General features: G+C 50.5%; 28 protein-coding genes. 26 read left to right on the top strand and 2 right to left on the bottom strand.

The genetic code is table 11. The features are described 5' to 3' along the window. The first annotated feature begins 32 nt into the window (after window positions 1–32). The 22 genes from HQ393_RS04960 to HQ393_RS04860 all read left to right on the top strand — a co-directional run bounded on the left by HQ393_RS04960 (window position 33) and on the right by HQ393_RS04860 (window position 19,199). Window positions 33–494, top strand: a complete 462-nt coding sequence (locus tag HQ393_RS04960) for a terminase small subunit-like protein (RefSeq protein ID WP_179357736.1) — start codon at window positions 33–35, stop codon at window positions 492–494. Beyond that, entirely contained in the window at window positions 491–1,741 is a 1,251-nt protein-coding gene (locus HQ393_RS04955; protein ID WP_218871297.1) for a PBSX family phage terminase large subunit, read from the top strand. Before HQ393_RS04960 ends, HQ393_RS04955 begins: the two co-directional genes overlap by 4 nt. Before the next feature lie 58 nt (window positions 1,742–1,799). Beyond that, window positions 1,800–3,962: a portal protein gene (locus HQ393_RS04950; RefSeq protein ID WP_179357735.1), complete on the top strand. Its 2,163-nt coding sequence runs from the start codon at window positions 1,800–1,802 to the stop codon at window positions 3,960–3,962. Between the two features lie 15 nt (window positions 3,963–3,977). Beyond that, on the top strand, window positions 3,978–4,301 hold the full coding sequence (locus HQ393_RS04945; RefSeq protein WP_179357734.1) for a hypothetical protein: 324 nt from the start codon (window positions 3,978–3,980) through the stop codon (window positions 4,299–4,301). Window positions 4,302–4,362: 61 nt separating this feature from the next. After that, window positions 4,363–5,322 (top strand): hypothetical protein, encoded by a 960-nt coding sequence (locus HQ393_RS04940; protein ID WP_179357733.1) that lies wholly within the window; start codon window positions 4,363–4,365, stop codon window positions 5,320–5,322. A 19-nt stretch (window positions 5,323–5,341) separates the two neighbouring features. After that, window positions 5,342–6,283, top strand: coding sequence for a DUF5309 domain-containing protein (locus HQ393_RS04935; protein ID WP_179357732.1), 942 nt, complete (start codon window positions 5,342–5,344; stop codon window positions 6,281–6,283). Window positions 6,284–6,346: 63 nt separating this feature from the next. Beyond that, window positions 6,347–6,646 (top strand): hypothetical protein, encoded by a 300-nt coding sequence (locus tag HQ393_RS04930; RefSeq protein ID WP_179357731.1) that lies wholly within the window; start codon window positions 6,347–6,349, stop codon window positions 6,644–6,646. Window positions 6,647–6,648: 2 nt separating this feature from the next. After that, window positions 6,649–6,939 carry a hypothetical protein gene (locus HQ393_RS04925; protein WP_179357730.1) on the top strand — a complete coding sequence of 97 codons (291 nt, stop codon included), beginning with the start codon at window positions 6,649–6,651 and terminating at the stop codon, window positions 6,937–6,939. A gap of 2 nt (window positions 6,940–6,941) precedes the next feature. After that, window positions 6,942–7,547 (top strand): phage adaptor protein, encoded by a 606-nt coding sequence (locus HQ393_RS04920; RefSeq protein WP_179357729.1) that lies wholly within the window; start codon window positions 6,942–6,944, stop codon window positions 7,545–7,547. A gap of 1 nt (window position 7,548) precedes the next feature. Continuing rightward, window positions 7,549–9,000, top strand: coding sequence for a hypothetical protein (locus HQ393_RS04915; RefSeq protein ID WP_179357728.1), 1,452 nt, complete (start codon window positions 7,549–7,551; stop codon window positions 8,998–9,000). Then, entirely contained in the window at window positions 8,997–9,302 is a 306-nt protein-coding gene (locus HQ393_RS04910) for a hypothetical protein (RefSeq protein WP_179357727.1), read from the top strand. The genes HQ393_RS04915 and HQ393_RS04910 overlap by 4 nt, the downstream gene beginning before the upstream one ends. After that, window positions 9,278–9,718, top strand: a complete 441-nt coding sequence (locus HQ393_RS04905; protein ID WP_179357726.1) for a hypothetical protein — start codon at window positions 9,278–9,280, stop codon at window positions 9,716–9,718. Before HQ393_RS04910 ends, HQ393_RS04905 begins: the two co-directional genes overlap by 25 nt. After that, complete coding sequence (locus HQ393_RS04900; protein ID WP_179357725.1) at window positions 9,711–10,703, top strand: hypothetical protein; 993 nt, start codon at window positions 9,711–9,713, stop codon at window positions 10,701–10,703. Before HQ393_RS04905 ends, HQ393_RS04900 begins: the two co-directional genes overlap by 8 nt. 19 nt (window positions 10,704–10,722) lie before the next feature. Next, entirely contained in the window at window positions 10,723–11,322 is a 600-nt protein-coding gene (locus HQ393_RS04895; RefSeq protein ID WP_179357724.1) for a hypothetical protein, read from the top strand. Between the two features lie 10 nt (window positions 11,323–11,332). After that, the gene (locus tag HQ393_RS04890) at window positions 11,333–13,075 is read left to right on the top strand and encodes a hypothetical protein (RefSeq protein WP_179357723.1); all 1,743 of its coding nucleotides are present in this window, start codon (window positions 11,333–11,335) and stop codon (window positions 13,073–13,075) included. Between the two features lie 14 nt (window positions 13,076–13,089). Beyond that, window positions 13,090–15,312 carry a hypothetical protein gene (locus HQ393_RS04885; protein WP_179357722.1) on the top strand — a complete coding sequence of 741 codons (2,223 nt, stop codon included), beginning with the start codon at window positions 13,090–13,092 and terminating at the stop codon, window positions 15,310–15,312. 113 nt (window positions 15,313–15,425) lie between these two features. Then, entirely contained in the window at window positions 15,426–16,175 is a 750-nt protein-coding gene (locus HQ393_RS18105) for a gp53-like domain-containing protein (protein ID WP_438833118.1), read from the top strand. A 12-nt stretch (window positions 16,176–16,187) separates the two neighbouring features. Further along, window positions 16,188–16,664: a hypothetical protein gene (locus HQ393_RS04880; RefSeq protein WP_179357721.1), complete on the top strand. Its 477-nt coding sequence runs from the start codon at window positions 16,188–16,190 to the stop codon at window positions 16,662–16,664. A 1-nt stretch (window position 16,665) separates the two neighbouring features. After that, a complete protein-coding gene (locus HQ393_RS04875) occupies window positions 16,666–17,175 on the top strand; it encodes a DUF7338 family protein (RefSeq protein ID WP_179357720.1) in 510 nt (169 codons plus the stop codon). A gap of 37 nt (window positions 17,176–17,212) precedes the next feature. Beyond that, a complete protein-coding gene (locus HQ393_RS04870; RefSeq protein ID WP_179357719.1) occupies window positions 17,213–17,659 on the top strand; it encodes a hypothetical protein in 447 nt (148 codons plus the stop codon). Beyond that, entirely contained in the window at window positions 17,656–18,639 is a 984-nt protein-coding gene (locus HQ393_RS04865) for a transglycosylase SLT domain-containing protein (protein ID WP_179357718.1), read from the top strand. The genes HQ393_RS04870 and HQ393_RS04865 overlap by 4 nt, the downstream gene beginning before the upstream one ends. Window positions 18,640–18,641: 2 nt before the next feature. Continuing rightward, the gene (locus tag HQ393_RS04860; RefSeq protein ID WP_179357717.1) at window positions 18,642–19,199 is read left to right on the top strand and encodes a hypothetical protein; all 558 of its coding nucleotides are present in this window, start codon (window positions 18,642–18,644) and stop codon (window positions 19,197–19,199) included. A gap of 274 nt (window positions 19,200–19,473) precedes the next feature. Here the strand turns inward: HQ393_RS04860 and HQ393_RS04855 are convergent, their stop codons facing one another. Then, entirely contained in the window at window positions 19,474–20,736 is a 1,263-nt protein-coding gene (locus tag HQ393_RS04855) for an NUMOD3 domain-containing DNA-binding protein (protein WP_179357716.1), read from the bottom strand. An 805-nt stretch (window positions 20,737–21,541) separates the two neighbouring features. On the opposite strand from HQ393_RS04855, the gene HQ393_RS04850 reads away from it, so the two are divergent. After that, window positions 21,542–22,168 (top strand): recombinase family protein, encoded by a 627-nt coding sequence (locus HQ393_RS04850; protein WP_179357715.1) that lies wholly within the window; start codon window positions 21,542–21,544, stop codon window positions 22,166–22,168. 131 nt (window positions 22,169–22,299) lie between these two features. On the opposite strand, the gene HQ393_RS04845 is transcribed toward HQ393_RS04850, so the two are convergent. Further along, entirely contained in the window at window positions 22,300–23,037 is a 738-nt protein-coding gene (locus HQ393_RS04845; protein WP_179357714.1) for a PEP-CTERM sorting domain-containing protein, read from the bottom strand. A 327-nt stretch (window positions 23,038–23,364) separates the two neighbouring features. Here HQ393_RS04845 and HQ393_RS04840 point away from each other — a divergent pair, with 327 nt between their 5' ends. The 3 genes from HQ393_RS04840 to tnpC are packed head-to-tail and all read left to right on the top strand — an operon-like array spanning window position 23,365 to window position 25,660. Beyond that, window positions 23,365–23,763 (top strand): transposase, encoded by a 399-nt coding sequence (locus tag HQ393_RS04840; RefSeq protein ID WP_179357713.1) that lies wholly within the window; start codon window positions 23,365–23,367, stop codon window positions 23,761–23,763. After that, the gene (gene tnpB / locus HQ393_RS04835) at window positions 23,760–24,098 is read left to right on the top strand and encodes an IS66 family insertion sequence element accessory protein TnpB (protein WP_179357712.1); all 339 of its coding nucleotides are present in this window, start codon (window positions 23,760–23,762) and stop codon (window positions 24,096–24,098) included. Before HQ393_RS04840 ends, tnpB begins: the two co-directional genes overlap by 4 nt. Before the next feature lie 32 nt (window positions 24,099–24,130). Then, entirely contained in the window at window positions 24,131–25,660 is a 1,530-nt protein-coding gene (gene tnpC / locus HQ393_RS04830; protein WP_179357711.1) for an IS66 family transposase, read from the top strand. Window positions 25,661–25,676: the final 16 nt, after the last annotated feature.

Here is a 25,676-nt window from a genome sequence, read left to right as displayed (position 1 = left end):
GCTTTTGTGGGGCTTTTTTGTTTGGAGGAAGCATGGCTAATGGGGCGGAAAAGAAACCTGCACATCGGCCAAGCACGTACTCCGATAAGCTCACTTCTGAAATCTGCAATCGCATCGCATGCGGTGAAAGTTTGAATCGAATTTGCAAGAGTGCTGGCATGCCGAACATGGCAACAGTGCTTCGCTGGCTTGATCGGCACGAAGAGTTTCGCGGGAAATACGCGCGCGCGAGGGAAATCCAAGCAGACACCTTGGCTGATGAAATCATCAGCATTTCCGACGATGGCCTGAATGACACCTACGTTGACGACAAAGGCAATCAGCGCACGGACTATGACGTTGTGGCTCGTTCAAAGCTGCGTGTCGACGCTCGCAAATGGTATGCCAGCAAATTGGCTCCGAAAAAGTACGGTGACAAGATCGAGCAGAAGCTGACTGGTGATCCAGATAATCCAATCAACCTTGGGATTAAAGTGACCTTTCACGAACCATGATAAACGCCCCTTTCCCTGCCAAGCTGCGCGGCCTGTTTTCACCGTGCCGCTACAAAGTGGCGCATGGGGGAAGGGGAAGCGCAAAATCATGGTCATTCGCCAGAGCGCTGCTCATTCAGGCCGCTCAATCGCCTTTGCGTATTTTGTGCGCTCGCGAGGTGCAAAAATCCATCAAAGATTCGGTTCACAAGCTCTTGGGCGATCAAATCCAATCGCTTGGCCTAGGCCAGTTCTTCACCATCACCGATACCTCAATCAAGGGTGCTAATGGCACAGAGTTTGCCTTTGCAGGCTTAGCATCGCACACAGTTGAATCGATTAAGTCGTTCGAAGGTGTTGATATCGTTTGGGTCGAAGAGGCGCAAACCGTCAGCAAGAAGTCATGGGATACGCTGACTCCAACAATTCGGAAGCCGGGTAGTGAGATTTGGGTTTCGTTTAACCCTGATCTGGATACCGATCCGACTTATCAGCGATTTGTGCTCAATCCGCCGCCTGGTGCTTGGGTCGTCCAGATCAACTACAACGATAACCCATGGTTTCCAGAGGAACTGGAAAAAGAGCGCGTTCATTGCCAGTTCTCAGATCCAAAGTCTTATCCCAACATCTGGGAAGGAAAATGTAAGTCTGTCGTTGATGGCGCGATCTATGCCGACGAGGTTGGCAATTTGATTGAGCAAGGCCGTCATCGTGATGTGCCTTATGACCCAATGCTGAAATCACATGTCATTGTGGACCTTGGGTGGAACGATGCGATGTCGATCGGCGTCGTGCAAAAGGTTGCATCTGAATTGCGCGTGATTCGGTACATCGAAGATTCACATCGAACGCTAGATAGCTACAGCGCTGAGCTGCGCAATATGAATCTGAATTGGGGAACGATGTACTTACCCCACGATGGTGCTCATAAAGACTTCAAAACAGGCATGAGCTCACAACAGATCATGCAAAACATGGGGTGGACAGTGCAAATCACCCCCAGCATGAGCATCGAAGATGGTATTCGTTTGGCTCGTATGGCGTTGCCTCGTACATACATTGACCGTCAGGCCAGTCGTCTTGTTGAGTGTCTCAAGCGATATCGCCGAGGAATTCCGCAGACAACGAATGAGCCAGGTGCGCCGCTGCATGATGAGTTCAGCCACGGCGCAGATATGTTTCGCTATCTAGCCATTAACGCCGAAAGTTTTAGCAATGACGAATGGGGCGGTACGCTCAGATACCCGTCAATGGGTAGTTACGCATAGTCATTTGCAAGATCCACTTAACCCGCTTCGGCGGGTTTTTTCATTTCAGGGGCAATAAATGAGTGAGCGCGAACCGATGGACGATCAGAGCCTGATTGCGCTGATTGATGCAGAAGCGCGCGGGGCGTTGGGGTACAACGGTGGGCGCTTGGCTGAGAGCCGTAAACGCGCTCTGGATTATTACCTTGGCAATGCCGTTGGTGAGTTGGCTCCGCCTGAAATCGAAGGCCGCAGCACGGTCATCAGCAATGAAACACTGGCTACGGTTGAGTGGATGTTGCCGCAGCTGATCCGCATTTTCACCGCTGGTGATGACACGGTGGAATTTACTGCCGATCATCCAGACATGGAGCAGGCCGCGCAAGATGCGACCGAGTACGTTAATCACGTATTTAATCGGCAAAACCCCGGCTTTATGGCGCTGTATTCGTGGTTCAAGGATGCACTGCTGCTCAAGAATGGCTTTCTGAAAGTCTACTGGGATAGTGACGAAACACAGCGCACTGAACGCTATGAAGGCCTGACGCAAGATGATTTGATGCTGTTACTGCAGCGAAATCCTGATGCGCAGATTGCCAGTGCGGAACAAGTACCTAATGAGGAAACTGGCGAGCCATTATTGACCATCGAATTGGCCTTTCGCAAAAGCAAATCTCAGGTTCGAATTGAGCCTATCCCACCTGAAGAGATGCTGATTCGGCGTGACACCAAGTCACTGCGGGATGCTTCCTTTGTGGCTCAGCGTCGAGCCATGACGATTGCTGAATTGCGTGCCATGGGCTACAGCGATGATCTGCTTGCGGGTATCGGTAGCGAAGATGCCAATATGACCTCGCAGGAGGCCATTACTCGGCGCGCTCAGAATGATGAGCAGGCAATCAACCCGCAAAGCTTTGGCGTGCAAACGCAAGATGAATCGACGCGCATCGTTCATGTGCTGGAAGCTTATATCAAGGTCGATTATGACGGCGATGGCTTCCCTGAATGGCGCATGATCCGCAAGGCAGGCAATATGCTGCTGTGCAATGAAGAAGTCGATGGGCATCCATTTGTCACGCTGACGCCGATTCCATTGCCGCATTCGATGTTTGGCCTCTCAATGGCCGACCTGACTCGTGAGCCACACCGCATCAAGACATCGATCATGCGAGCCATGCTCGATAATCTGTATCTGACGGTTAATCAGCGCTTTGGCGTTGTAGATGGGCAGGTCAATCTTGATGATTTGATGACCAGTCGCCCAGGCGGCATTGTGCGGATGAAATCGCCTGGTGCAGTCGTACCATTGGTACAGCCTCAAGGCGCTCAAGCTGGTTATCAGCTGCTCGAGTACATGAGCAGCTATCAGGAAAACATTACTGGCTGGACTCGTTACAGCCAAGGCACTACGGCCGATAGCCTGAACCACACGGCAACCGGCATTAACATCATCACCAACAAGTCAGATCAGCGGATTGAGCTGATTGCTCGGGTTTTTGCTGAGACAGGCGTTACAGATCTTTTCCGGTTAATCCTGAAGCTGATTTGCCAGTATCAGCAGCCAACCGAAGTTTATATGGGCGGGTCACTCAAACAGATCAACCCAACTGAATGGCGCGATCGGCTGCAATTGCAAATCAACGTTGGGCTAGGCACTGGCAATAAAGATCAGATTGCCCAGCATCTGATGTCTGTCATGCAGATCCAACGCGAGGCCATGCAGATTGGTGTTGCTGACCCGCAGTCAATCTACAACGCTGCGACGGAATACGCCAAAGCCATTGGCTTTAAATCGCCTGAGAAGTTCTTTAGCGATCCAAGCAAGCAGCCGCCGGCACCAGAACAGCCTCCGCAACCGCAACCAGAATTGATCAAGCTGCACCAACAGTCGCAGACGGATCAGCGCGAATTCTCGCTAGAACGCTGGAAGGCCGAGCAGGAATATGCATTGCGTTGGCAGCAACTGGAGATCGACACGGCAATTCGCCGTGAAGAGTTGCAGCTGAAATACATGCAACAAGCGGCAGCAGAAGCGGCCAACTTCAACCAGGTATATCAGCAAACGGAAGGATTAACTGATGCAGACGAACAGCCAGCACCCGACGACCTCGGAGCTTCAGGAGATGGACCGGGGGCGGCAGGCTCAGGAGATTTTGGACAACCCGATTTATCAGGAGGCTTTCAGCCTGATGCGGGACAACATCAACCAGGCATGGGTGAACAGCCCGGCTCGGGACTCTGAAGGAAGGGAAAAACTATGGCAGATGCAAAAAATACTCAACGACGTCAATCAACACCTCCAAACGGTGATGCAGACGGGGCAAATGGCACGGCAGACACTGGAACAACGCCGAACATTGATGCAGCGAATGCAGGATTGGGCGGGGAATTGACGCTCGATGATGCGGTTTCGGCAGCAAATGAACTGATTGCCAGTGGTAAGTTGGTCACCCAGATTCACGGTCCACTGGGTGAGCTCGCAGAAAATGCACATCAGATGCTTGATGTTGGCAGCGCATATTTGTTTGCCGCTGATGCGTGGAAGCTGATCACAAGTGATGGCGAAGAGACGTTGCTGTAATCGGTCAATTAAATCAAATACAACCCGCCCATTGAGGCGGGTTTTTTTATGGAGCAAAACCATGGAAGAACAAGCCCAACAACAAGCGGCCTCAGACAATGGTGAACCAAGTATTGCAGACCTAATGCGTGAAGCTGCAGGCATGCAATCTGATGATGAAGGCCAAGCAGGAGAGTCTGACAAGCTGCCAGTGGATGATAGCCAGCTGGAGAACGGTGAGTCTGATGAAAATGCAGAGCAAGACGCATCAGAACAGGAAGATGGCGATGAACTCGTAGAGATTGAGATCGATGGCAAGAAGATCAAGGTTTCTAAAGATGGCGCTGACTACCTGTTACGGCAGGCTGATTACACGAAGAAAACACAAGCTTTGGCCGAGGAACGCCGACAGGCGCAGGCTGAGACCGAAGCCGCACGTCAACAACGTGGTCAGTATGCGCAACAGCTCCAGCAGATTAGTCACGTCGCAATGAATGAATTGCAGCAGCTTGATGCATTGGACTGGAATGCTTTAATCCAGGAAAACCCGCAGCAAGCATTGCAGCTCGATTTTCGTCGTCGGGAACTCATCAATCAATTTCAACAGGCTCAAGGCCAGCTTCAGCAAGTTCAACACATTGAACAGCAGGAAGAGTTTCGTGCTCACCAGCAGAGCTTGCAGTCAGAAGTTGAGCAGCTACTTACCGCAATTCCCGAATGGAAAGACGAAACCGTTCGTAAGGCCGAATCAGCACAAATCCGCGATTACTTGTTGAGCAATGGATTCACGCAGCAAGACGTTGATGGTTTGGGTGATCACCGTGCTTTCGTATTGCTTCGCAAGGCCATGGCATTCGATAAGTTACAGGCCAAAAAGCCGGAAGTTCAAAACCGTGTAAATCAAGCGCCAAAACCACTAAAAGGTGGTCAACCTGTCAAACCAACTGATGGCCGAACCAAGGGCATGCAGAACCTCAAGACAGGTCAGGGCGGAAATCGAACCGAAACCGCAGCAGGCATTTTTGAACGCATGCTCGGTTGATCCATAAGGATTTTCAAAAATGGCTATTCAAGCAAATACTCAGCTCTCATTCAGCTATAACCAGCTGACAAATCAGGAAGATGTTGCAGATGTGATCTACAACATCGCGCCAACCGATACCCCGTTCTTGTCGGGCATCAAGAAGGCCAAGGCGAGCAACACATTGCACGAATGGATCACTGATGATCTCGCTGCACCGGCAAACAATGCGGCAGTCGAGGGTGATGTTTTCGCTGCAGGCTCACGCCCAACGCCTGCGCGTCTGAACAACCGCACACAGATCAGTACAAAAACTGTGATTGTCTCGCGTACTCAGCAATCGACTTCAGCCTATGGCTTTAAGAAAATGCTGGCCTATCAGCTTGCCAATGCTTCTAAAGAGCTCGCACGCGATATGGAATTTGCACTGACACAGAACAATGTCACTGTTGCGGGTAACTCAACTACTGCACGCCAACAACGTGGCCTTGAGGGTTGGTTGGCAACCAATAGTGATTTGGGCGCATCAGGCGTTGCACCAAACTACAACACCAATGTCGCACCAACCGATGGCACCGCACGCGCTTTCACTGAAGCCATGTTGAAAAACGTGCTGCAGAAGTGTTTTACGCAAGGTGGCAATCCATCCATGATCATGGTTGGTCCATCAAACAAGCAAACCTTCTCAACATTTACCGCGGCGACTACGCGCTTTGACAATGCCGACGACAAAAAACTTGTTGCGGCTGTCGATGTGTATGTATCGGACTTCGGTACGTTGAAAGTTGTGCCCAATCGCTTCCAGCGTGCGCGTTCTGCATTCGTGCTGGATCTCGATTACTGGGCATTGGCGTCACTTGATGGTGTTCGCACGCAGGCCCTGCCACAAAACTTCGACGGTGAAGGTGCTGCACTCGTTACCGAGTACTGCCTAGAAGCACGACAAGAGAAGGCATCTGGCGTGGTCCGCGATCTGACCTAATCAATCATTGTGTAATGAAGAACCCCGCTTTGGCGGGGTTTTTTGTTTTCTGGAGTATTAATCATGAACGAAAGCGCAATGACTGTTACGGCATCGGGCATCAATATCGCAGCAACGGCAACATCGGCAAGCGCAGCGCTTCCTCAAACCTCAAACGGCACCGCTCCAAAGTATGTTCGCATCGCTGCCACCGCGGAAACCTATGTGAAATTGGGAACCAGTGCGGGTGTAACCGCAAGCAGTGTTGATTTGCTAGTACAACCTGCCGATGCAGTTGTCTTGCGGTGCTGGGGCTTCACGCACATTGCTGCTCTGGCCGGCTCAACATCGAAAGTATCAGTCGTGCCGCTAGAGGATCAGTAACCATGATTCAAACCGCCGCACATGATGCAGATGACAAGCTGACCATCGTCAGAACTCAGGATGTTGAAGGCATTCTTGAGACTGCCAAGCGTAAAGCCCGCGAAGGCATTCATGGCAGCAAAGACATGCGTCATGCAGCTAGCTTTCCTATGGTGCTGGTCGAGAAATATTGCCAGCGCACAAGCATCACCTTTGCTGAATTCATGCGCGAACCAAAGCATGCCCAGGCGATGCTTAATGACCCTGATTTGTCGGGCTTTCGAATTTATCAAGGCCGTGAAGGCCGAGGCTAAACATGTCACTGGCAAACTACACCGATTTGGTTAGCAGCATTGGTAACTGGCTCAAGCGCGACAACCTGACTGCAGTCATCCCCGATTTTATTGCGTTGGCCGAAGCACGGTTAGCGCGTGATTTGCGCGTTCGAGCCATGGAAACCTCTGCTTCTGGCGCTTTGAGCAGCGACACATTGCCACTGCCATCGGATGCGGTAGAGCCAAAATCGTTGACAGTAATGAATGGCAGCAAGCCAATGCGTGTGGCTTACGTGTCGCCAGATACCTTAAGTGACTCGCAAGGCTATAGTGCATTTCCTAGGGTATTCACGCTCATTGGCAAGAATATTGTCATGGCTCCAGCCCCTGATAGCGCCTACAGCTATACGTTGATGTATTACGCCAAACTCCCCGCGCTGGCGGCAAATGGCACAAATTGGCTAATGACAAACTGCCCTGATGTGTATTTGTATGGCTCGCTGCTTCAAGCTGCGCCCTATCTGAAAGACGACGCGCGGCTTCCTGTCTGGGAACAGCTCTACAAAGACGCCTTTGAAAGCACGGAAGTTTCAGATGACCGATCCGCGCAATTTACGATGCGGGTTCGTACCGATGTGAGGGTTTAACATGCTGGCCGAATTGCTTGGATTTACGCCAGATATTGACCCAATGACTCCTGGCGCAATGGTTGACGTATCGAATATCGTGCCTACCGAGCGTGGGTTTGCGGCGTTAGAATCGCCAATCGCTGTATCTGGTGCGCTACTTCCAGCTGCATGCTTTGGTGCAGCTAAGGTGCGCAAACTGGACGACACAAAACGTACTTTGGCGGGCACACAAACCAAGATTTATGAGCTTTCTGGCTCAGCGTGGAATGACGTGAGTCGAGCTGCGGTTTACACCACAGGCCCTGACTCTCGTTGGCGTTTTGTTCAATTTGGCAACGCAACACTTTGCTGCAACAAATCCGACGCAACACAGGTGAGCATCAGCGGTGCATTTGCTGATCTTGCTGGATCTCCTAAAGCATCGATCTGCGAGACGGTAGGGGGCTTTGTTTTCCTGTTTGATACCAACGAAGCGACTTATGGAGACTCTCCCGATCGTTGGTGGTGCTCTGGCTTATATGACTACACCACTTGGACGCCAAGCAGTACGACGCAGGCCGCAACTGGCCGACTGATGGACACGGCGGGACGTGTTATTGGGGCAAAGCGCCTTGGTCAAAATATGGTGGCGTACAAGCTGCGCAACATGTTTCTGGCTAGTTATGTAGGCGCACCATTCATTTGGTCATGGCAGGAAATACCCGGCGAAATCGGGGCAATCAGTCATGAGTGCATTGTCAGCATTGGAACTGAGCATATTTTCATCAGCCAAGATGATTTTTGGCGTTTTGATGGGGTACGGCCAACGCCAATTGGGACACCAGTTCGGAAATGGTTCTTTAATCGCGTTGACCCTAAGTACATTCAACGCGTGCAGGGCTTGCACGATCGTCAGCGCAAATTGGTAGTCTGGTTCTATCCATCGGTGGGTAGCAATGGTGTTTGTGATTCATGGATTGCATACCACTACAAGATGGACAAATGGGGCGCTGGCTCCATGAATGTTGAGTCGATTATTGAATATGCTTCAAACGGCATGACATTCGATAATTTTGGCTCTTTGGCTGCTTCTTGGGACGCATTGCCAAATATTGCCTATGACTCGCCATTTTGGATTTCAGAAAATCCAGTTGCAGCAGTGATTGATACGGCCCATCAACTCAATACGATAACTGCAACGCCTGGCGCAGCTTCGATGACGAGCGGCTTCTTTGGCGACGACACTGAATTCACGACGCTGAACAAAGTCCGCCCTCGCTGGCTAACCATACCAAGCGCGGCAAACTTAACTCACTACACAGCTGATTATGCAGGGGTGGCACTGAGCAATCACGGTTCATCCGCATTGTATTTAGGCGCATTCAACCCTTTGTGGTCTGGGCGATGGCATCAGATCAAGCTTGCCACCTCCAGCGGCTCATTTGAGCTAGCAGCCGTTGACTTAACTCTGGTTCCGGATGGTACGCAATGAAACTCAATGTACCCAATTTGAAATCGGGGGATGACAAGACGCTGGTCTTTGCTCTGATGCAATGGCTGCGATCTGCATCCAGTCAGATTAATGCGACGGCAGACGGCAGAATAACGGCCTATGACTCCGCGCAAACTGCAGCCCCTTCATCTGGAACATGGCAGCAGGGTGATTTTGTGCTGAACAAAACGCCGTCAGAGCTTGGTAGCGCTGGCAGCAAATACATTATTCATGGCTGGCGCTGCGTCACCAGCGGAACGCCGGGGGCTTGGGTGCAATGTCGCATGCTGACGGGAAATTAACCCTTGAGTGGGTTTCGCCTCACGTTTTGGGTGATGTGTGGCCAATTATTCGGCCTTGGGTAGAGCGAGTCATTAGCAAAGCGCAAGAGCCATATTTAGCTGAAGATGTTTTTTACGAAATAAAAGCCGCCAATGCGCGGCTTTTTTTATTCCTAACGCCAGAAAAAGAAATTGTGGGTCATGTCGTGATTCAGCCTCTCGGGAAGACGCTTCACCTTTGGCAAATCTTTGGGGTGGCTGGGCATTCCGCGGACGTGGTGCTTTGCCTTAATGAGCATTTAGACGCCATTGCCGCTGGTGAATTTGCCAAAGAAATAACCTTTTCCAGCCCGAGAAAAGGCTGGTGCAAATGGCTAGAAACCATCGGGTTCACACCGAAGTCGGTGGTTTATCAACGGGAGTTAAAACATGGGTAAATTATTTGGATTAAAAGCCCCGTCGACAATAACGCAAGTAAATGCGCCACCGGATTATGTTAAACCCTATCTGGTCAATCAGCTGCAACAGGCTCAAAACGTCTACAACCGACCCTATGAGCAATATTCTGGTCAGCGCGTGGCGGGTTTTACGCCAACTCAAACCCAGTACCAGAACGCAGTTCAGGCGCGGCAAGGCCAGCAAGTAGCTACGAATCCCTATGAAGGCCAACAAGCCACTGTAGGAACAAATCAGTACATGGGGCAGACCACGCCGGTTTACTCAAACCGTTATCTGGGGCAAAACAATCCGTACCTGCAAGACCAAATCAATTATGCACAGGGCGATGTCACACGGAACTACAGCAGCACAATTAAGCCTGGTCTTGATGCTGCAGCAGTTCGTGCCGGTGCATTTGGCTCTAGTGGATGGAATCAACAGCAGAATGATGCTAATCGTACGTTGGCAGAATCGCTAGGGCGTGTTTCTTCTGATATGCGTATGCAGGACTATGGCCAGCAAATCAACATGGCCGAAGCCGACGCGAATAGGCGGACAAACGTCGCTCAAACTGACCTTGCACGCAACGCATCACTTGCCGATTCCGATATTTCACGTCGCCTTGGTGCGTGGCAAACAGATGCGGCACGCAATGCAGGTCTTGCTGATTCGCGCCTTGGTCGTCAGCAGCAATTTGATTTGCAAAATCTTGCGATGCTGAATGATGTCGGACAGCAGCAGCAACAGCTTGCTCAGACAGCAATGAATCAGTCCTATCAAGACTGGTATCAGCAATATATGGAGCCTGAACGCCGTCTTGGCGTGTTACAGGGCACTGTCGGCACAAATTATGGCAATACATCTTCGTCTCCCAATCCAAATCAATCTAGCCGTGCAGCCAATGTCTTTGGCGGTGCGATGAGTGGCTTTGGCATGTTTGGGCCAATAGGTGCGTTAGGCGGTGGTCTATTAGGGCTGCTGTAATTGGAATTTGGAGAAAATCATGGGTGGATTCGGCGGTGGTAATGGCGGCAACCAAGGCGGCTACGGTGGGACTATGGGCGGCACTAATGGCGGCTATGGATTCGGCGGGGCGGGGACTGGATATGGCTCCAACGGACAGAATCAAGGCAGTGGCGGTTCTGGGCTGATGGGGGCTCTGGGCTTCATGTCCAACAATACTGACGCGCACGGCACTATTGCTGGGAACATTACGATGGGCAACAACATCGGAAATGCGCTAGGCATGGGGGCTAGCCTTGCTACAGGCATACCAGGTGGAGGTGGGTTTGGCGCGTCGCTTGGGCGATCCATTGGCGCTCGAATGGGTGGTGATGGCGGCGCTAGCTCCAGTGCTGGAGCAAGTTACGGTGGTAACTATGGCAGCAATTACGGCAATGGTGGCAGACAGGGATACTCGCCTTCACCTGCGATCGCCGCACTGCCTGCTGCCGCTTTGCATCCTGCGCCTGTCATTGCTCAAGAAACAGCAATGCCATGGATGAACAGACAGGTGAAACAGCCTGCTTTTGATTACAGCCAAATGCTGCAATCAATCTATGGTGGGAAAAACCAACAAGGCCTGTATGGCCTGATCTCTTAGGAATACAGCCATGCCAGGCATTTGGGACTATTTGAGCAATAAAATCGATCAAAATCAGGGTGTAGCTAAAAAGCTTGGCCTGCTGGATTATGCGCAAAACATGTCGAGCATGGCCGATACGCCACCTGCTATGGAGCCACCTACTGCGGTTGCTGCCCCACAACAGCCTGCGCCAATTCAGCCAGCTGTCCAAGCGCAGCCGCAACCTAAAAGCCTGTGGGATAAGCTGAGCGAGCCGGGAGGAGATGCCAATACAGCCAAATCGCTCATGAACAACCCATACCTGCAAATGGGGATGGGAATCTTGGCTAATAACACCGGGCACTACGGCTCGTTTGCCCCTGCGATTGGTCGTGGCGTTATACAGGGGCTGGGCAATTATCAGGACATGCAGCAGCAGCAAACGCGTCAGGACATCATGAATACTCAGATGGAAACGATGCGCCAAAACCAGATTAACGAGCAGAAACGGCGTGAAATCTACGGTCAATTGAAGCTGGATGATCCTGCGAGCTACAAAACAGTTGCTCAATCTATGTTGCCTTATGACCCTGAGCAGGCCATTAATTTGTTGAATATGAGCAAGCCGCCTGCGCCGATTAAATTGGGGCAGGGTGAGACGCTTCTTAATCCAGCTACCTATCAACCGGTTGCTGGTGGCGACCATAAATTGCCAGAAGGGATGTGGAAGAACCCGCAAACAGGCGTAGTTGAATGGATCCCGAACTACATCAGCGGCAAGGGCGATATTGCGGCGGCCGGGCGGCCAACCACCACCGTTAGCATCGACACAGGCAAGAAATTCAGCGGCACTTTGGCTGAAGGACTGGCTAAGCAAGTTGATAACACCTTCGCATCTGCCCAAACAGCACGTAGCACCCTGCAACGTAGCGATGAAATTAAATTACTACTCGAAAGCGGTAATGTAATCACAGGGCCATTTGCAGAGACTCGCGCAAAAGGCGAGCAAGTTCTTAGCATGGTAGGCATGGGTGATAAAGATGCTGATGCCAAGCTTGCGAATACACGTGAAGTCATCCGTGGTTTAGCCCAAGGTCAGCTCGACGCTGCGGCGCAAATGCGCGGCCAAGGCCAGATTACTGACGGAGAGCGCAAATTGCTGGCTGATGCAGCCGCCGGCAATATCAATATGACCAAAGCTGAATTGCTTCGGTTGAATGACACTATGCGTAAAACGGCGCTTTATACACTGCAAGCCCATCAGCAAAACGTCAATAAATTGCGCAGTATCGAAGGAACGGACACAGTTCTTCCAATCTACGACATGAGCGATACCCTAAAGCTGTATGGAGTCACAGTACCGACAAATAGTAATTCACAAGGAAATACCCCAAAGCCCGTGGCGACGCCAGCGCCGAACAATCCAGCGTGGAAAGTGCCGCCAGCTGTACAGCAACGACGCGACACAGATCGGATCGGTATTTTGACTGATGAGCTGAAAGCGAATCAGGCAATTATTAGTGATCCGAATGCGACACCAGTGCAGCGCAACGCGTCGCAATCCAATGTGATTGCGCTGCAAGCCCAACTCGCAAAATTGAACGCGCAGCCCAAGCCACAACAACAAACAACGCCGCAGCCAACGCCCAAGGCATCACAACAGGGTCAAGTTCAAGCCTTGCCAATGACCAATGGCAAACCTGACCGCATGAAGATGAAGGCGGGCACGGTTTATGACACTAGCAATGGCCCGTTGCGCTGGAACGGTAAAAACTATGAGTCTGTACTTTGAGGGAGGGAATGTGAATGACTAAAACATACTCGTTTGATGAAGTATCAGCTCCCGATTCGGGTCGGAAGACGTATTCCTTTGACGAAGTATCTGGGCCTACCAGCAAGCCCATCGCGGCTCCAGTTCAAGACATCGACCCAACCAAGGCTGACGGTGCAACATTCAAGATTGGGCCTTTGGATACAGGCATTAAGCTAAATGACACGGTTTACCGGACTTTAGCAGGCGCAGGTATGGCCTTTGACGATCTCGGCACTGGCATTAAGCAGCTGGGCGCGCGCGCTGCTGACTTTGTTGATCCTGTGAAGCTAAATTTATCCAGCATCATTACTGGTCAACAACCCAAAACACGAACTCAGCAACTTCAAGAGCAAGTGGCTGAAGATCGAGCTCGCAATAAGCCATTGATGGACACCACTGCAGGTAAGGTTGGCAACATCGCGACCAATATCGGCTTGGTGCTTGCGCCTGGTGGATTGGTGAAAGGGGCAGGCCTAGCTTTAAATGCCCCGCGCGTGGCAAGCATTGGCAGTTCAATGATGAATCCAACTACCCTCAAGGGTGCGGTGGCTTTGGGTGGTGCAACAGGCGCGATCATGCCATCCAAGGATGACACAGAGTCGCTTTTGAATCCCGTACTGGGCATGGGGCTTGGTGCTGCAGGTCAAGGCCTCAGCAAAGCAATACCTGCTGCTGTTAATTATGTTGGGCAGCGCATCGCACCAACAGTGAAAGGCGTTACTTCGCGCCTTGATGCGCTCGTATCATCGCCCTATGCCATCCAGCAAAAGGTCAATGAGGCTATTGCCAAGGCTGGGCAGGCTAGCAATTTTGATTTTAACCAGCTTTCAAACGTCACCAAAAATGTGATCTCACAAGACGTTAAAAAAGCCGTTACGACTGGGAAAGATCTTGATCCAAATGCGTTAGCTCGCCTAGCTCAGTTCAAAGAGGCGGGGATTGATCCGCTACAGGGCTGGGTAACGCGCGATCCAATCCAAATGGCGAGTGAGCGCGGCATGATGGGGGTGAGCCCTGTCATTTCAGAACGGTTTGCGAAGGCCAATAACTCGCTGATGGATATGCTGACTGGCCTGCGCGAGGGAGACAGCCGATCACTGTATCAGCTGGGCGATGCGGCACGCGGCAAGGTGCAGGGCATTGATGACGCTATGAAGTCTCATGTGGATGGGTTGTATAGCCAAATGCGTGAGCATGGCGATATGAGCATTCCTTTGGATGGTATGGGCTTCGTAAACAATGTCAGTACCAAACTGGATGAGAACATGCAGGGCGGTGTTCTGCATGGATCTGATGCGATTCGCTGGCTCAATAATGTCGCTGAAGGCAAAGAACCTTTCACAATGGGGGTTGCATTACAGCGGTTACAAGCCCTGAATGGGCTGATTTACAATACCAACGATGCCGAGAAGCGTGCCGCATTGCAGACCGTTAAAAGTGGCCTACTTGAAGCGCTGGAAGCACAAAAGCCCGCGGGTTCACAGCTAAGCACAGCAGTCGGAGGCAATGGCAAATTATCGCAGGCTGACACGCTAGCGCTGAATCAAAAAGCGCGTGAAGCTGCTTCTGCACGCTTCAAATGGCAAGAAGGCAACCCGCTTTATGATCCGATCAATAAGGGCAAGTATGTTCCTGAGAATTTTGGTCGCGATGTGTTCAATATGCCGATTGAGAACCTACAGGGCATTTTGAACAGTGCACCTGTTCTGCCAGAGGCAAAACAGGGATTGCTCTCACACATTCTTGAAAATGCAACGGCAGGTAATGCGGACACATTGGCAGGAAGAGTTTTGCCAGGGCGATTGAACAGCATGGTGCGATCGATTGAGCCTGAAAAAGCGCAAATGCTCTTTGGTGGCAAGAACCCACTTCAACCCATCACCAATATGAGCCAATGGATTAATGATGTGCCACCTGGCGCAATCATGCCCAATTCAGGTACGGCACAGCAACTGACTCGGATGTTGGGAGAAATGCGCAACATTCCACTGGCGGGGAAAGTGCTTGGGCCATTTGGTGATTTAGGTGTTGCTGGCCTTGAGGCAATGGGGCGTAACAGCAAGATGAGTACAGCGATTAATCCAACGGCGATCACACCGAGTCAACTCAAAACGTTTATGGAGCTCTATGGGTCGCAATACAACCCATTACTCACCGGCCCCATGCGCGCCTTCCCGCTTGCGCTGCCGCCGAGCATTAAACCAAGCAACAACTAAGCGACGCAAAGCTTTGTAAGTCTCAAAAAAAAGAAAGTACGCGTAGCCGATCACCATCTTCAGCAGAAAATTTCCTAACCAAGCGAATATAAGCGTCATTACAGGAGGCTCCTATGCCCGTTCCTGCTTTAATAACTGATTTGAATATTGTAGCAGCATCAAATAGCCCCGCAGGGACTGATCCAATTGGCAACAATCTTGATGATTATCTGCGGGCGTCATTTGCTTTTATTGCTCAATTACGGGATAGCGCGGGGAGTCTGTCTGGCGCTCCGGTCAGCGGCACAAACGGCCTTGTTTTAACAGGGACACAGGCAGCAGGGCGGTGTGTCTACGTCACCGCAGGGGCAACGATTACGCTCCCTATCGCAAGTTCAGTTCCTGTCGGTACGTGCATTTATTTCAGAACTTCCACATCGGGCGCAAACCGAATCATTCAGCCGCAGGGGGCGGACACTCTTACCAACCGAGTCACTACGGGGAATATCGTCCTCCAAGACGGGGACGACGCTCTTGTTCAATCGGGAACGGGCGGCTGGACGGCATTCGGCGGGATACAGAACCTTGGGGCGTCCATGCAGTTCGCTGCGTCCCTTGCTGCCAACGGATACCAGAAGCTACCTAGTGGGTTGATTCTTCAGTGGGGGACATTGACTTCCAGCGCGTCGGCAGATGTGACTATTACCTATCCGATAGCGTTCCCAACTGCGGTAAAGAGTTTGGTCGCCACGGCTTACGCGTCAGGCGCAGGATATTTTGCTACGCCTAATGCCCTTGCGGTATCTACATGCTCTGTTTCTGCGTGGAGTTCTGCGTCAACTAGGGTATCAGCCCCTATATTTTGGTCAGCAATCGGATACTAGAGGATTCGACTAATGTTCTATTCCGTAAAAAATAACACATGGTACGCGCCTGATTTTCGCGCCGATTATGAAGCCGCAGGCACATGGCCAGATGACGCGAAGGAATACCCGCGCGAAGTCTATGACGAAGTTGTGACCAATCGGCCGGCCGATAAAGTAATGATTGCCGATAAAAACGGCGATCCTATTCTTGCGGATCCCCCGCCGCCAACATCGGAGCAAGAGGCGAAAATCTACGCAGCCGCGATCCAAGCGCATCTTGACGCCGCTGCTGTTGCGCATGGCTACGACGACATAAAAACAGCTGTGACGTACGCCGAGGAGCCAAGCGTTCCGAAATTTCAAAACGACGGAAAAGCGTTCCGCGCATGGCGCTCAAAGGTGTGGGAGTACGCCTATGCTCAGCTTGATTTGGTCAATTCTGGTAAGCGCGATAAACCAAGTGTTGATCAATTGCTGGGCGAATTGCCATTGTTAAGCGGGGTTTGATATGTGGGTGGTGCTGCTTTGGCCATTGCTGGCCTTGCTGGATTTCGGGTTTACGGTGCTGGCCATGCTGCTGGCCCCGCTGATTGCGCTCTTTGTGCATTCTGACGGCTATCTGCCTCGCTGTTTGTGGTGGTTTCAAACGCCAGATTCGCGCATGGATGGCTGCGACGGTGATGCGAACTTCTGCGCAACGCACAAAGCGGGCTGGTGGACGTATGTGTTGTGGCAGTGGCGCAATCCGGCCGCTGGGTTTTCAGAATGGCTCGGCATCGGCTTTGACCCTTTAACACTAAAGCTCATAAAGCATGATTGGGTCGGCGGCTATCTGCTACTCGCTCGGGACGGAACTGGCCTCCGTGCTTTTGAAATTAGCCATTCGCCGTGGAATCTGCGTATCGGCTGGAAGCTTGGCAATTTATATCGCGACCCACGTGAGCGAATACCGATCGTACATCGATGTAATCCATTCTCTGGGCGTAATTTAGCCCTTCAGCAGATCAAAAAACAATAACCCGCCAAGTGCGGGATTTTTTTGCCTAGGGGGCGATATGGGCGAACAGAAAAACGAAATTGACTTCGAAGAATTAGGTCGCACGATGCACGGCATGCCGTTACCAACGTGGGCGCAGTATTTTCAATTGGCTGAGTTGGTGAGCCAGTTACGCGAGGCGTTGCGACAGTTAGAAAGCCGGGCAGAGGGATTTGATCGACGATTGGAATTAGGCGCAGAGCGTTTCAACGAAATCGAGCGCAAAAACGATCAGAGTTGTGCAGATATCCGACGGATTGACTTGCTGGTGGATACGCACAGCCAGCACGTCACGGAGGTCAAGCAGCTTCTGGAAGACATTAAATCACTGCTTGAAGTCTATGACAGCGCGCGCGGTACGGTGGCTGTTTTGAGCGCTTTGGGTGGCTTTCTGAAATGGGCAACGGGCATCGGCGGGGCAATTGCACTGGTTTGGCTGTGGCTTAAAACGGGGATTAAATCATGAAGTGGAATCAAGTATGGAATGAATTGCGAGGTGATTTTCATCGGGTGGGCCAGTGGCTAATCCTGGCTTTGGTGTTAGCCGCCTCATTGCACTTTATACCTTGGGGCGGTTTACCTGGTGATCTGCTGTCGGTGGTGGGGTTTGTGTTGGTGTTACTGGTGTTGCTGGTGCATTTACTGCGCCGTATTGCGCTTGGCGGCGTGCAGCTTATCTCTACGGCGCGACGAGCAGCTGATGATCCAATCGGCGCAGCCATCGTTTTTGCTGCCACTGTTGGTTTTATGGCTGCTTTGTTATGGGCAGGGGTGACGCTGTTTGTTCGTCCGGCCAATGCTGAATCTGACCTACCACGAGGTCTGCCAGCAAATGCCTATCAGAATCTGCCAATCGTGATGGATGCAAAAATGCAGTTCTGGCCTGATCATCCAATGCCGTCAGCACTTGCGGCACAGGTCGAGCAGGAAACCTGCATCACGCTGAAATCAAAGCATTGTTGGTCGGAACGGGCTGAAAATCGAAACGCCAAGAACAATAACGAGCGAGGCGTCGGGCTAGGGCAGTGCACGCGAACGGATAAGTTTGATTGCATGGCCGAGGCAAAGCGACGTTATGGGGCTTTGTTGGCGGGGTGGTCATGGGATAAGCCCTACAACCCAATGTATCAATCTCGGGCATTGGTTCTTCAAGACAAAGGTCTCTATTCGTCAATTCGTGGGGTTGATGATCGGCGCGAGCAACTGGCAATGATGCTGGTAGGGTATAACGCTGGGCCCGGCACATTAGCGAAACGACGAGCGCTTTGCAGTACCAAATCGGGTTGTGATCCTGCGCGATGGTTTGGGCATGCTGAGCTGGCGGATGGAAAGTCTGCCAAGAACTTACCAGGCTATTCGCGGACTGCCGCCGATATCGCTCGAGAATATCCACACAACATATTAATTGTGCGTCAGCCACGCTATGCGTTCTTGGATCGGGGGTGAATATGTTCAATCTAATTCCTGCCGAATACCGAATGGCTGCACTGCTTATTTGTGCGCTACTTATTGGCGCCATTAGTTTTGGAACAGGCTTTGCTGTCGAAAAGCATTTTGCAGATGCGGAGCTGAATACAGTGATATCCAACCATAACGCAGCACTGAATGAGCAAAAGGCTCAGGCCTCCAACCAATTGGCTCTGGCAACAAAGAAAGTCGCCGATCTTCAATCACTGCTGGCTGATATTATTGGGCAGCTCAACCAACAAAGGGCGTTGTATGAAATCCAAATCAATAAAATCAATGCTGATAATGTGCGCCGCATCGCTGCTGCTGGTGGCTTGCGCTTCAAACCCGACGCAGGAAGCACCAGGTGCAGTAGTACAAACACCAGCAATCAAAGTTCCACCGCCACCAACGCTTCCGGAACCGCCAGCATTCGACTTCCAGACTCGATTACTGCAAATCTTCTCGATCTCACCCGAGACGCCAACAAATTAGCTGCCGACTACCGGATTTGCTTCGACTACACGAATAAGTTGCGGCAGACACTGAACATGCAATAATTGTTCAAGATGCTTGGCACATTTATTGGCACACATTGCAGTAATCACCCGTATATCAACGATAAAAAAACAGCCTCGTATTGAGGCTGTTAAACGGTTGGCATACGGCTGATTTCTACGTTTAGGGGTTCGAATCCCCCTCTCTCCGCCAGAATTAAACGTTAAAGCCCTGATTATTCAGGGTTTTTTTGCGTCCATTGATTGGAAGCCCCACATCTAGCCCCACATTTTTCTCGCGCTGTTGTGGGCTATTATGGGGTCATTTGAAGGGCACTCACTTTATACCGAGATATTTCTTACCTAGTTTGATTTGACTAATCAGCGAGGGACTAACCTTGAATTGACGGGCGATAGCTGTTCCATTCATGAATCCTTCCGCCAGTAAGCGCTTAATTTCTCGAATATCGCTATTCGTTAAAACTCGATTAGCTTCACTTATTTTATCGCGGCTTTCCTGTGACCAATTACGATTTTGGTTGGCTTGGGCTAACCATTCCTTCTTCCGACCCGTATTGGCTTCTGAAATTTTCTGGCGTACTTCAACTGAAATAGAATGCCCAGGCTTTCCTTTGTTTGCTCGATTACGCTCGGCGGTCCAAGGAGAACTTCGACCACGAAGAGCTGCGCTAATTTTAGCGCGATGCTCTGGTGTCTTAGCTATGCCGGTGCGTGAGTCAACTCCAGGAATACGTAGTGGACATAATGGGTTTTCTTCAGGCTTAGTTAGGTGAGTCCACGCTTCTCCTCGCCGGATGCGACTGACAAGTGTTTGGCTAATATGGTACTGCTCTGCAATTTCAACTTGAACAACCCCCACCTGAAGTAAACCGACAATGTGCAAAACTTGCTCATCCGTCAATTTGGAAGCATTGTTCAAACACCCCTTACGTTGTGTGCGCCATATTTGGCGAGTTACCTCATTTGCTTTTCTACCTGTACTTAGGGCTGTTAGATAGTTTTTCAATGCGACAGGCATGGGTTTTGTAGTGCGACCTCGTAACCTCGCACCAATCTTGGCTTTGGTCTCCGCAGACTGGGGCTTCCCTTTGTTCACTGGGGTTTTGCCTGCGGAGCGCGTGTTGCCAATTAACCTCGAAGAGAGCTTTGCACGATGTTCGACTGAAAATTGGCGTCCCAAATTGCTTTTCCCAAATTGATTACCAAGCATCCGCTGTGATATTTGAGCTCGTTGCTCCAGCGATAATTTAACACCAGGAGAGCCTTCCCCGCCGATGGTAAGATTGACCAATCGGTGACCTTCCTCCTTATATTTCGCAATATAATAAATTTCTCTAGCAATATTGGTGTTTTCTTCTATGGGCACAATCAATAGCTTGGCACCGCGCATTAAAACCGAATTAATCCAATGGTGCTTGTAGGTTGTTTTATTTTTTGCCTCGTAAATGTGCTCCGTTAGTCTTTTTCGAAGAGGGTTAGTTGTTTGACCAATATATCGAATCTCGTTATCGTCATTTGCCATGAGTGCATATATCGTGCAGTTATTAATGTAATCTGACGATTTGTTTATTTTGCTCATAATATTGAGTTCCTTGTGGGTCTAATGCGTCGCTGTGATTCAAAGGTAAGCTAGGGCGTTCTGATGGTGCTGTTATGTTCGGTTGTTTTGTAAATCGCTAACAAATCTTGATTAATAAGGTCTTTGATTTTGAGATGGTTAAACTTGAACGAGGTATTTGTCCGAAGCAAAAAATACTGAGGTAAATGCGTCATGAAAAAGTATCACCACATCCTCAGGCTCTTCTTTCTCCTAGTTTTCATAATGTCTATGGTGAAGACGGATTGCCACTGCTATAGCTGCAATGTCATCATGCACAAGAGCAATTTTCTCCTGTAGTTTTCTAGCATCTAACTTTTCCAATGAGTGTGACTGGCGTGATTTACGCTGGGGCGTTTTACCCGCTTTCCATTGACTAATCGACTCATCTTTTTCAATGTAGCCAAGAATTTTCTTGATTCAAGCTTGACTTGCAACCGTTTGTCGGGGCGTATGCCTGATATTATATTTAGTTCCAAATTTGGAACTATATTTGAATATTTTATTTAGTTCCAAATTTGGAACTAAATTTAAAGGGTATGCCTTTAACTGTTTCGAGTGGTTTGGGCTTTAAAGCTAGTATCGCGCTTCGAAGGTGTGTGTGCTGCAGCTTAACTACAGCTAAGCCACTTTTTCTGTACTTCAAGATTTTTTGTCTTTTTGACTATACCTATACGAAACCAAGCCCAAACCGCTCATCATTTGGTTCAATAAATAGTTAAAACCACTCAAACGAAACCGCCTGCATTGAAACCATGTAAACGGAACTTTTGAGTGGGGTTTTACTATGTTCGTCCGAGCTTACCTACGCGCCAGCACCAAAGAGCAAGACGCCAGCCGTGCCAAGCGGCAACTCGATGCTTTCGCCGCAAACCATGATTTACGTATCGCGAGTTATTACGTTGAAAATGAAAGCGGCACAAAACTCGACCGACCAGAGCTAATGCGGCTTCTGAGTGATGCGAGCCACAGTGATGTACTACTCGTCGAGCAAGTAGACCGCCTCAGCCGACTAAAGAATGATGATTGGCTGAAACTACGGCGACTGATAGCTGAAAAAGGCGTGCGCATCGTGGCGCTGGATTTACCGACCAGCCATACGATGCTGAAAGATGGCGATGGTTTTACCGCATTGATGCTGGCTGCCATCAACAATATGCTGCTCGATATGCTCGCAGCGATTGCCCGCAAAGACTACGATGACCGCCGCCGTCGCCAAGCAGAAGGTGTTGCCAAGGCCAAAGTGCAAGGCTTATACAAAGGCCGACCGAAAGACATCGACTTGCATAGAAAAATCACAAGCCTACTTGCAGAGGGCAAATCGTGGAATGCCATTCAAGATTTGCTTGGATGTGGAAGGGCGACTATCAAGCGTGTTAAAGATGAAGCGGTACGAGTGAATATTCAAAATTAGACGAGCTTATAGGTGTGATGTTGCACTGGGGGGAAACTTGAAACAATATTTAGCGCTTAACCAAGCAGGAATGTTTGGCTAAGTGCTTGGTTTCAGTGATGTGCAACCTTTAGTCTGCAATGCAAATCTATTTATTTTGCAGATTTTCCTTTTAAAATATGTCTGCGCCTGAATATTAGCCCCATGAGCCCAATTCCAATTAATGAGTATTGTTCGGGTTCCGGAACTGGGGAGATGTTTGTTACAGTCCCGGTAATGCTGTAAAGTGTATTTGTTGGAATTGCATTGCCACTTGCACCAATATAAATTAGGTGTTGGTTAAATGTTTCTATTTTTGGTGGAGATAATGGCAATTCCAAGTTCGAAATGGCAGTTTGGGATATGGTATCCTGTAAACGCAACTGAACACCTGCACCACTCGGTGCTCCAGGCATTGCTTTTCCATTGTAGGTTACAGCGCTACTAGAATAAGCAAGACGGTCACCTTCAGCCGCTCCATTGTCGGATACACTAATATTAAAAGTATCAGTGCAGCGCCCCGTTGGAGTATTTCCGTTTGGGGATGTACTGCAGTTCGGCCAAGTACTTGTCCCAAAAAATGTGTTTTTTGAAGAAGTAATTGAAATGGAACCGTCAGTTCTAAAATTGTAGAGCCCCTTCCAGCCATCCTGAGTGGCTTCCGTGTTGTAGCTAATTAACCCTGAAAATGTATCCCCAGCACGATAAGTACCATTGAGCAGGTTTGTTGGGTCATAGCTTTCCGTGATAAATCCTGAGAATTGAAAATTCACGAAAGCCGCATTTGCGCTGGTACAGAATATTGCTAATGCAATAATAGGCGCAGTTTTCAAGATGTTTGCTGTTGTCATTGTTTTATTTCTTCTTATTTTCGAAATTATTATTAAAATTGATATTAATGTGTGCGGCATCTTTGCCCAGATTAACATTTAGTTATGAGCAAAGAATTCAATATGAGCAAAGAATTCAAATTTGTCAGCTTTGCAGGTGATTTTATTTCTTCTTGAAGCTTTTATAAGCCCCCAGCGTGCCACCAATGAACGCTCCGGCCGCTGGGCCGATTAGCGGAACAGGAATTGCTATGACAGCCCCTACCGCGTAAGCATCCAGCCGACCCACGTTGAATAGCGTTATCGTTCCTTGGGATGATCGTGTCCACGATAAACTTAGGTGGACACATGGACGCTATACTCCCACTTCAATCAACACCCCGTAGATCTCGTCGCAAGCACAGCCCCGAATTTAAGGCTGCTGTGCTGGCTGCTTGTCACCAACCCGGTGTTTCAGTCGCAGCCATCGCGCGCCAATATGACCTCAACGATAACATCGTGCATAAATGGTTGGCCGATGCGCGCCGCAGTACAGATCCAGAGTCTTCGTCGTTAACGAATTCTCGTGACGTATCTCCAGCCTCACCAGCATTGACCTTCATGCCGATCCAAATCGCTGATACGCCAACTCCAGCATCTGCACCCATTCGTTTGAAATTTCTCCAAGGTCAACGCGATTTAAGCATTGAATGGCCCGCCGATCAGGCGCAGGCCTGTCTGGCTTTAATTCAGGCTTTGTTGCGATGATTCAACCCGAACAGGTCTTCTTGCTGGTCACCCCCGTCGATATGCGCTGGAGTATCGAACGTCTGTCATTGCTGGTACAACAAACCCTCGGCCGTTCACCGTGCGATGGCACTGCCTATGGGTTTACCAATCGAACGTATTCGCGACTGAAGTTATTAATCTGGGATGGCAATGGCGTCTGGCTCTGCCAGCGCCGTTTACACTCTGGGCGTTTCCACTGGCCGACTTTGGGTGAGGCTACTTTTACAATGCCCAGAGAACAATGGCATTGGCTTGTTAATGGTGTGGATTGGCAACGATTGTGCGCTACGCCGCCAAGTCATTGGCAGGTCTAGCTGGTATCGCTCGAGCCCAGTAAAATAGCGGCATGACGCTCGTACCAAGCCTTCCTACGGTTGCTACCAATCCGCCTTCTCAGGCGGAAGCTCAGGTATTGGTCGCACAGTTGCAGGCTCAAATTCAATCTCTAGAGTTGAAGAACCAGAAACTCATCCTAGAGCTGGCGCATTTGAAACGCATCAAATTCGGCGTTAAAAGCGAAGCGCTCACGGTCGAGCAAAAACAATTGTTCGACGATGATGCCGAACAGGATTTGGCGGCGATTGCCGCCGAGCTGGATGAAGTGCCTACCTGCGACGATGCGCCCGTTTCCCGCCTCAAAGCCCGTCCGCGTGCTGGGCGTCAGCCATTGCCCGAGCATCTGGAGCGCGTTGAAGTTCGGCACGAACCCGAGCAATGCACTTGCGGGCAATGCCAAGCCCAATTGGTCAAGATCGGCGAAGACGTTAGCGAACACTTGGAGATCGAGCCGGCCCGTTTCTTTGTGGTGCGCCACATCCGGCCGCAGTATGCCTGCCGCCTGTGCGAAACCATCACTGCAGCGCCAGTTCCACCCGCGGTGATTGACGGCGGAATGGCGACGCCGGGCTTATTGGCTTGGGTGGCGATCAGCAAATACCTCGATCACTTACCGTTGTATCGCGTTGAACAAATTGCGGCCCGCCAGCAAGTCATTCTGGCGCGCAGTACCTTAAGTGAATGGATCGGCCGAATTGGCGTAGCACTGCAACCGCTGGCGGATCGACTGAGCGAGAAGTTACGACAACAAACCAGCCTGCATGCCGATGAAACCCCAGTACAGCAACTGGATCCAGGCAAAGGTAAAACCAAACGCGCGTATTTATGGGCGTATCGCAGCAATGATCTGAGTGGTAGCCCACCGATGGTGGTGTTCGATTATCAAATCAGCCGCAGTGGTCAGCATGCCGCCAACTATTTACAGGATTGGCGCGGCACACTGATGGTCGATGACTACAGTGGCTACAAAGCCTTGTTTGCCAATGGCGTGCGAGAAATCGGCTGCTGGGCACACGCTCGACGTAAATTCTTTGAGCTACACGCAGCGGGTGGTCATCCGGTGGCAGCGGAAGCGTTGCAAAGAATTGCGCGACTCTACGCCATCGAAGAACAAGCCAAAGGCCAAACCGCAGAGCAACGCGCGCAAAGCCGCGCCTTGCACAGCCAACCCGAACTACAATCGCTGCACGACTGGCTGTTGAAACTGCGCCCGAATATCGCTAATGGTGGCGGCTTAGCAAAAGCCATCGACTACACGTTGAGGCGCTGGCCAGCACTTCTTCATTACGCCGAAACGGGTGATCTCCCGATCGACAACAATCCGATTGAGAATGCCATCCGGCCGATTGCGATTGGCAAAAAGAATTGGCTATTCGCGGGCAGCGAACGCGCCGGTAAACGCGCAGCCGCCATCCAAAGTTTGTTGGCGACTGCCAAACTGAATGGCATTGAGCCATCAGAGTGGCTGAAGGATACGCTGGAAAAACTCCCCACTTGGCCCAACAGCCGGATTGATGAATTACTGCCGCTGCGCGGCTAATTCAAACCTGAGCGTC

The sequence above is a fragment of the Chitinibacter bivalviorum genome, assembly GCF_013403565.1.
GTDB lineage: Bacteria > Pseudomonadota > Gammaproteobacteria > Burkholderiales > Chitinibacteraceae > Chitinibacter > Chitinibacter bivalviorum.
The sequence above is the reverse complement of the archived record's forward strand: the minus strand, read 5'-3'. Positions and strand labels throughout refer to the sequence as shown.

Coding starts and splice junctions, on each gene's coding strand:
- HQ393_RS04960 (WP_179357736.1), top strand. CDS start 33: ATGGCTAATGGGGCGGAAAAGAAACCTGCACATCGGCCAAGCACGTAC.
- HQ393_RS04955 (WP_218871297.1), top strand. CDS start 491: ATGATAAACGCCCCTTTCCCTGCCAAGCTGCGCGGCCTGTTTTCACCG.
- HQ393_RS04950 (WP_179357735.1), top strand. CDS start 1,800: ATGAGTGAGCGCGAACCGATGGACGATCAGAGCCTGATTGCGCTGATT.
- HQ393_RS04945 (WP_179357734.1), top strand. CDS start 3,978: ATGGCAGATGCAAAAAATACTCAACGACGTCAATCAACACCTCCAAAC.
- HQ393_RS04940 (WP_179357733.1), top strand. CDS start 4,363: ATGGAAGAACAAGCCCAACAACAAGCGGCCTCAGACAATGGTGAACCA.
- HQ393_RS04935 (WP_179357732.1), top strand. CDS start 5,342: ATGGCTATTCAAGCAAATACTCAGCTCTCATTCAGCTATAACCAGCTG.
- HQ393_RS04930 (WP_179357731.1), top strand. CDS start 6,347: ATGAACGAAAGCGCAATGACTGTTACGGCATCGGGCATCAATATCGCA.
- HQ393_RS04925 (WP_179357730.1), top strand. CDS start 6,649: ATGATTCAAACCGCCGCACATGATGCAGATGACAAGCTGACCATCGTC.
- HQ393_RS04920 (WP_179357729.1), top strand. CDS start 6,942: ATGTCACTGGCAAACTACACCGATTTGGTTAGCAGCATTGGTAACTGG.
- HQ393_RS04915 (WP_179357728.1), top strand. CDS start 7,549: ATGCTGGCCGAATTGCTTGGATTTACGCCAGATATTGACCCAATGACT.
- HQ393_RS04910 (WP_179357727.1), top strand. CDS start 8,997: ATGAAACTCAATGTACCCAATTTGAAATCGGGGGATGACAAGACGCTG.
- HQ393_RS04905 (WP_179357726.1), top strand. CDS start 9,278: ATGTCGCATGCTGACGGGAAATTAACCCTTGAGTGGGTTTCGCCTCAC.
- HQ393_RS04900 (WP_179357725.1), top strand. CDS start 9,711: ATGGGTAAATTATTTGGATTAAAAGCCCCGTCGACAATAACGCAAGTA.
- HQ393_RS04895 (WP_179357724.1), top strand. CDS start 10,723: ATGGGTGGATTCGGCGGTGGTAATGGCGGCAACCAAGGCGGCTACGGT.
- HQ393_RS04890 (WP_179357723.1), top strand. CDS start 11,333: ATGCCAGGCATTTGGGACTATTTGAGCAATAAAATCGATCAAAATCAG.
- HQ393_RS04885 (WP_179357722.1), top strand. CDS start 13,090: ATGACTAAAACATACTCGTTTGATGAAGTATCAGCTCCCGATTCGGGT.
- HQ393_RS18105 (WP_438833118.1), top strand. CDS start 15,426: ATGCCCGTTCCTGCTTTAATAACTGATTTGAATATTGTAGCAGCATCA.
- HQ393_RS04880 (WP_179357721.1), top strand. CDS start 16,188: ATGTTCTATTCCGTAAAAAATAACACATGGTACGCGCCTGATTTTCGC.
- HQ393_RS04875 (WP_179357720.1), top strand. CDS start 16,666: ATGTGGGTGGTGCTGCTTTGGCCATTGCTGGCCTTGCTGGATTTCGGG.
- HQ393_RS04870 (WP_179357719.1), top strand. CDS start 17,213: ATGGGCGAACAGAAAAACGAAATTGACTTCGAAGAATTAGGTCGCACG.
- HQ393_RS04865 (WP_179357718.1), top strand. CDS start 17,656: ATGAAGTGGAATCAAGTATGGAATGAATTGCGAGGTGATTTTCATCGG.
- HQ393_RS04860 (WP_179357717.1), top strand. CDS start 18,642: ATGTTCAATCTAATTCCTGCCGAATACCGAATGGCTGCACTGCTTATT.
- HQ393_RS04855 (WP_179357716.1), bottom strand. CDS start 20,736: ATGAGCAAAATAAACAAATCGTCAGATTACATTAATAACTGCACGATA.
- HQ393_RS04850 (WP_179357715.1), top strand. CDS start 21,542: ATGTTCGTCCGAGCTTACCTACGCGCCAGCACCAAAGAGCAAGACGCC.
- HQ393_RS04845 (WP_179357714.1), bottom strand. CDS start 23,037: ATGACAACAGCAAACATCTTGAAAACTGCGCCTATTATTGCATTAGCA.
- HQ393_RS04840 (WP_179357713.1), top strand. CDS start 23,365: ATGGACGCTATACTCCCACTTCAATCAACACCCCGTAGATCTCGTCGC.
- tnpB (WP_179357712.1), top strand. CDS start 23,760: ATGATTCAACCCGAACAGGTCTTCTTGCTGGTCACCCCCGTCGATATG.
- tnpC (WP_179357711.1), top strand. CDS start 24,131: ATGACGCTCGTACCAAGCCTTCCTACGGTTGCTACCAATCCGCCTTCT.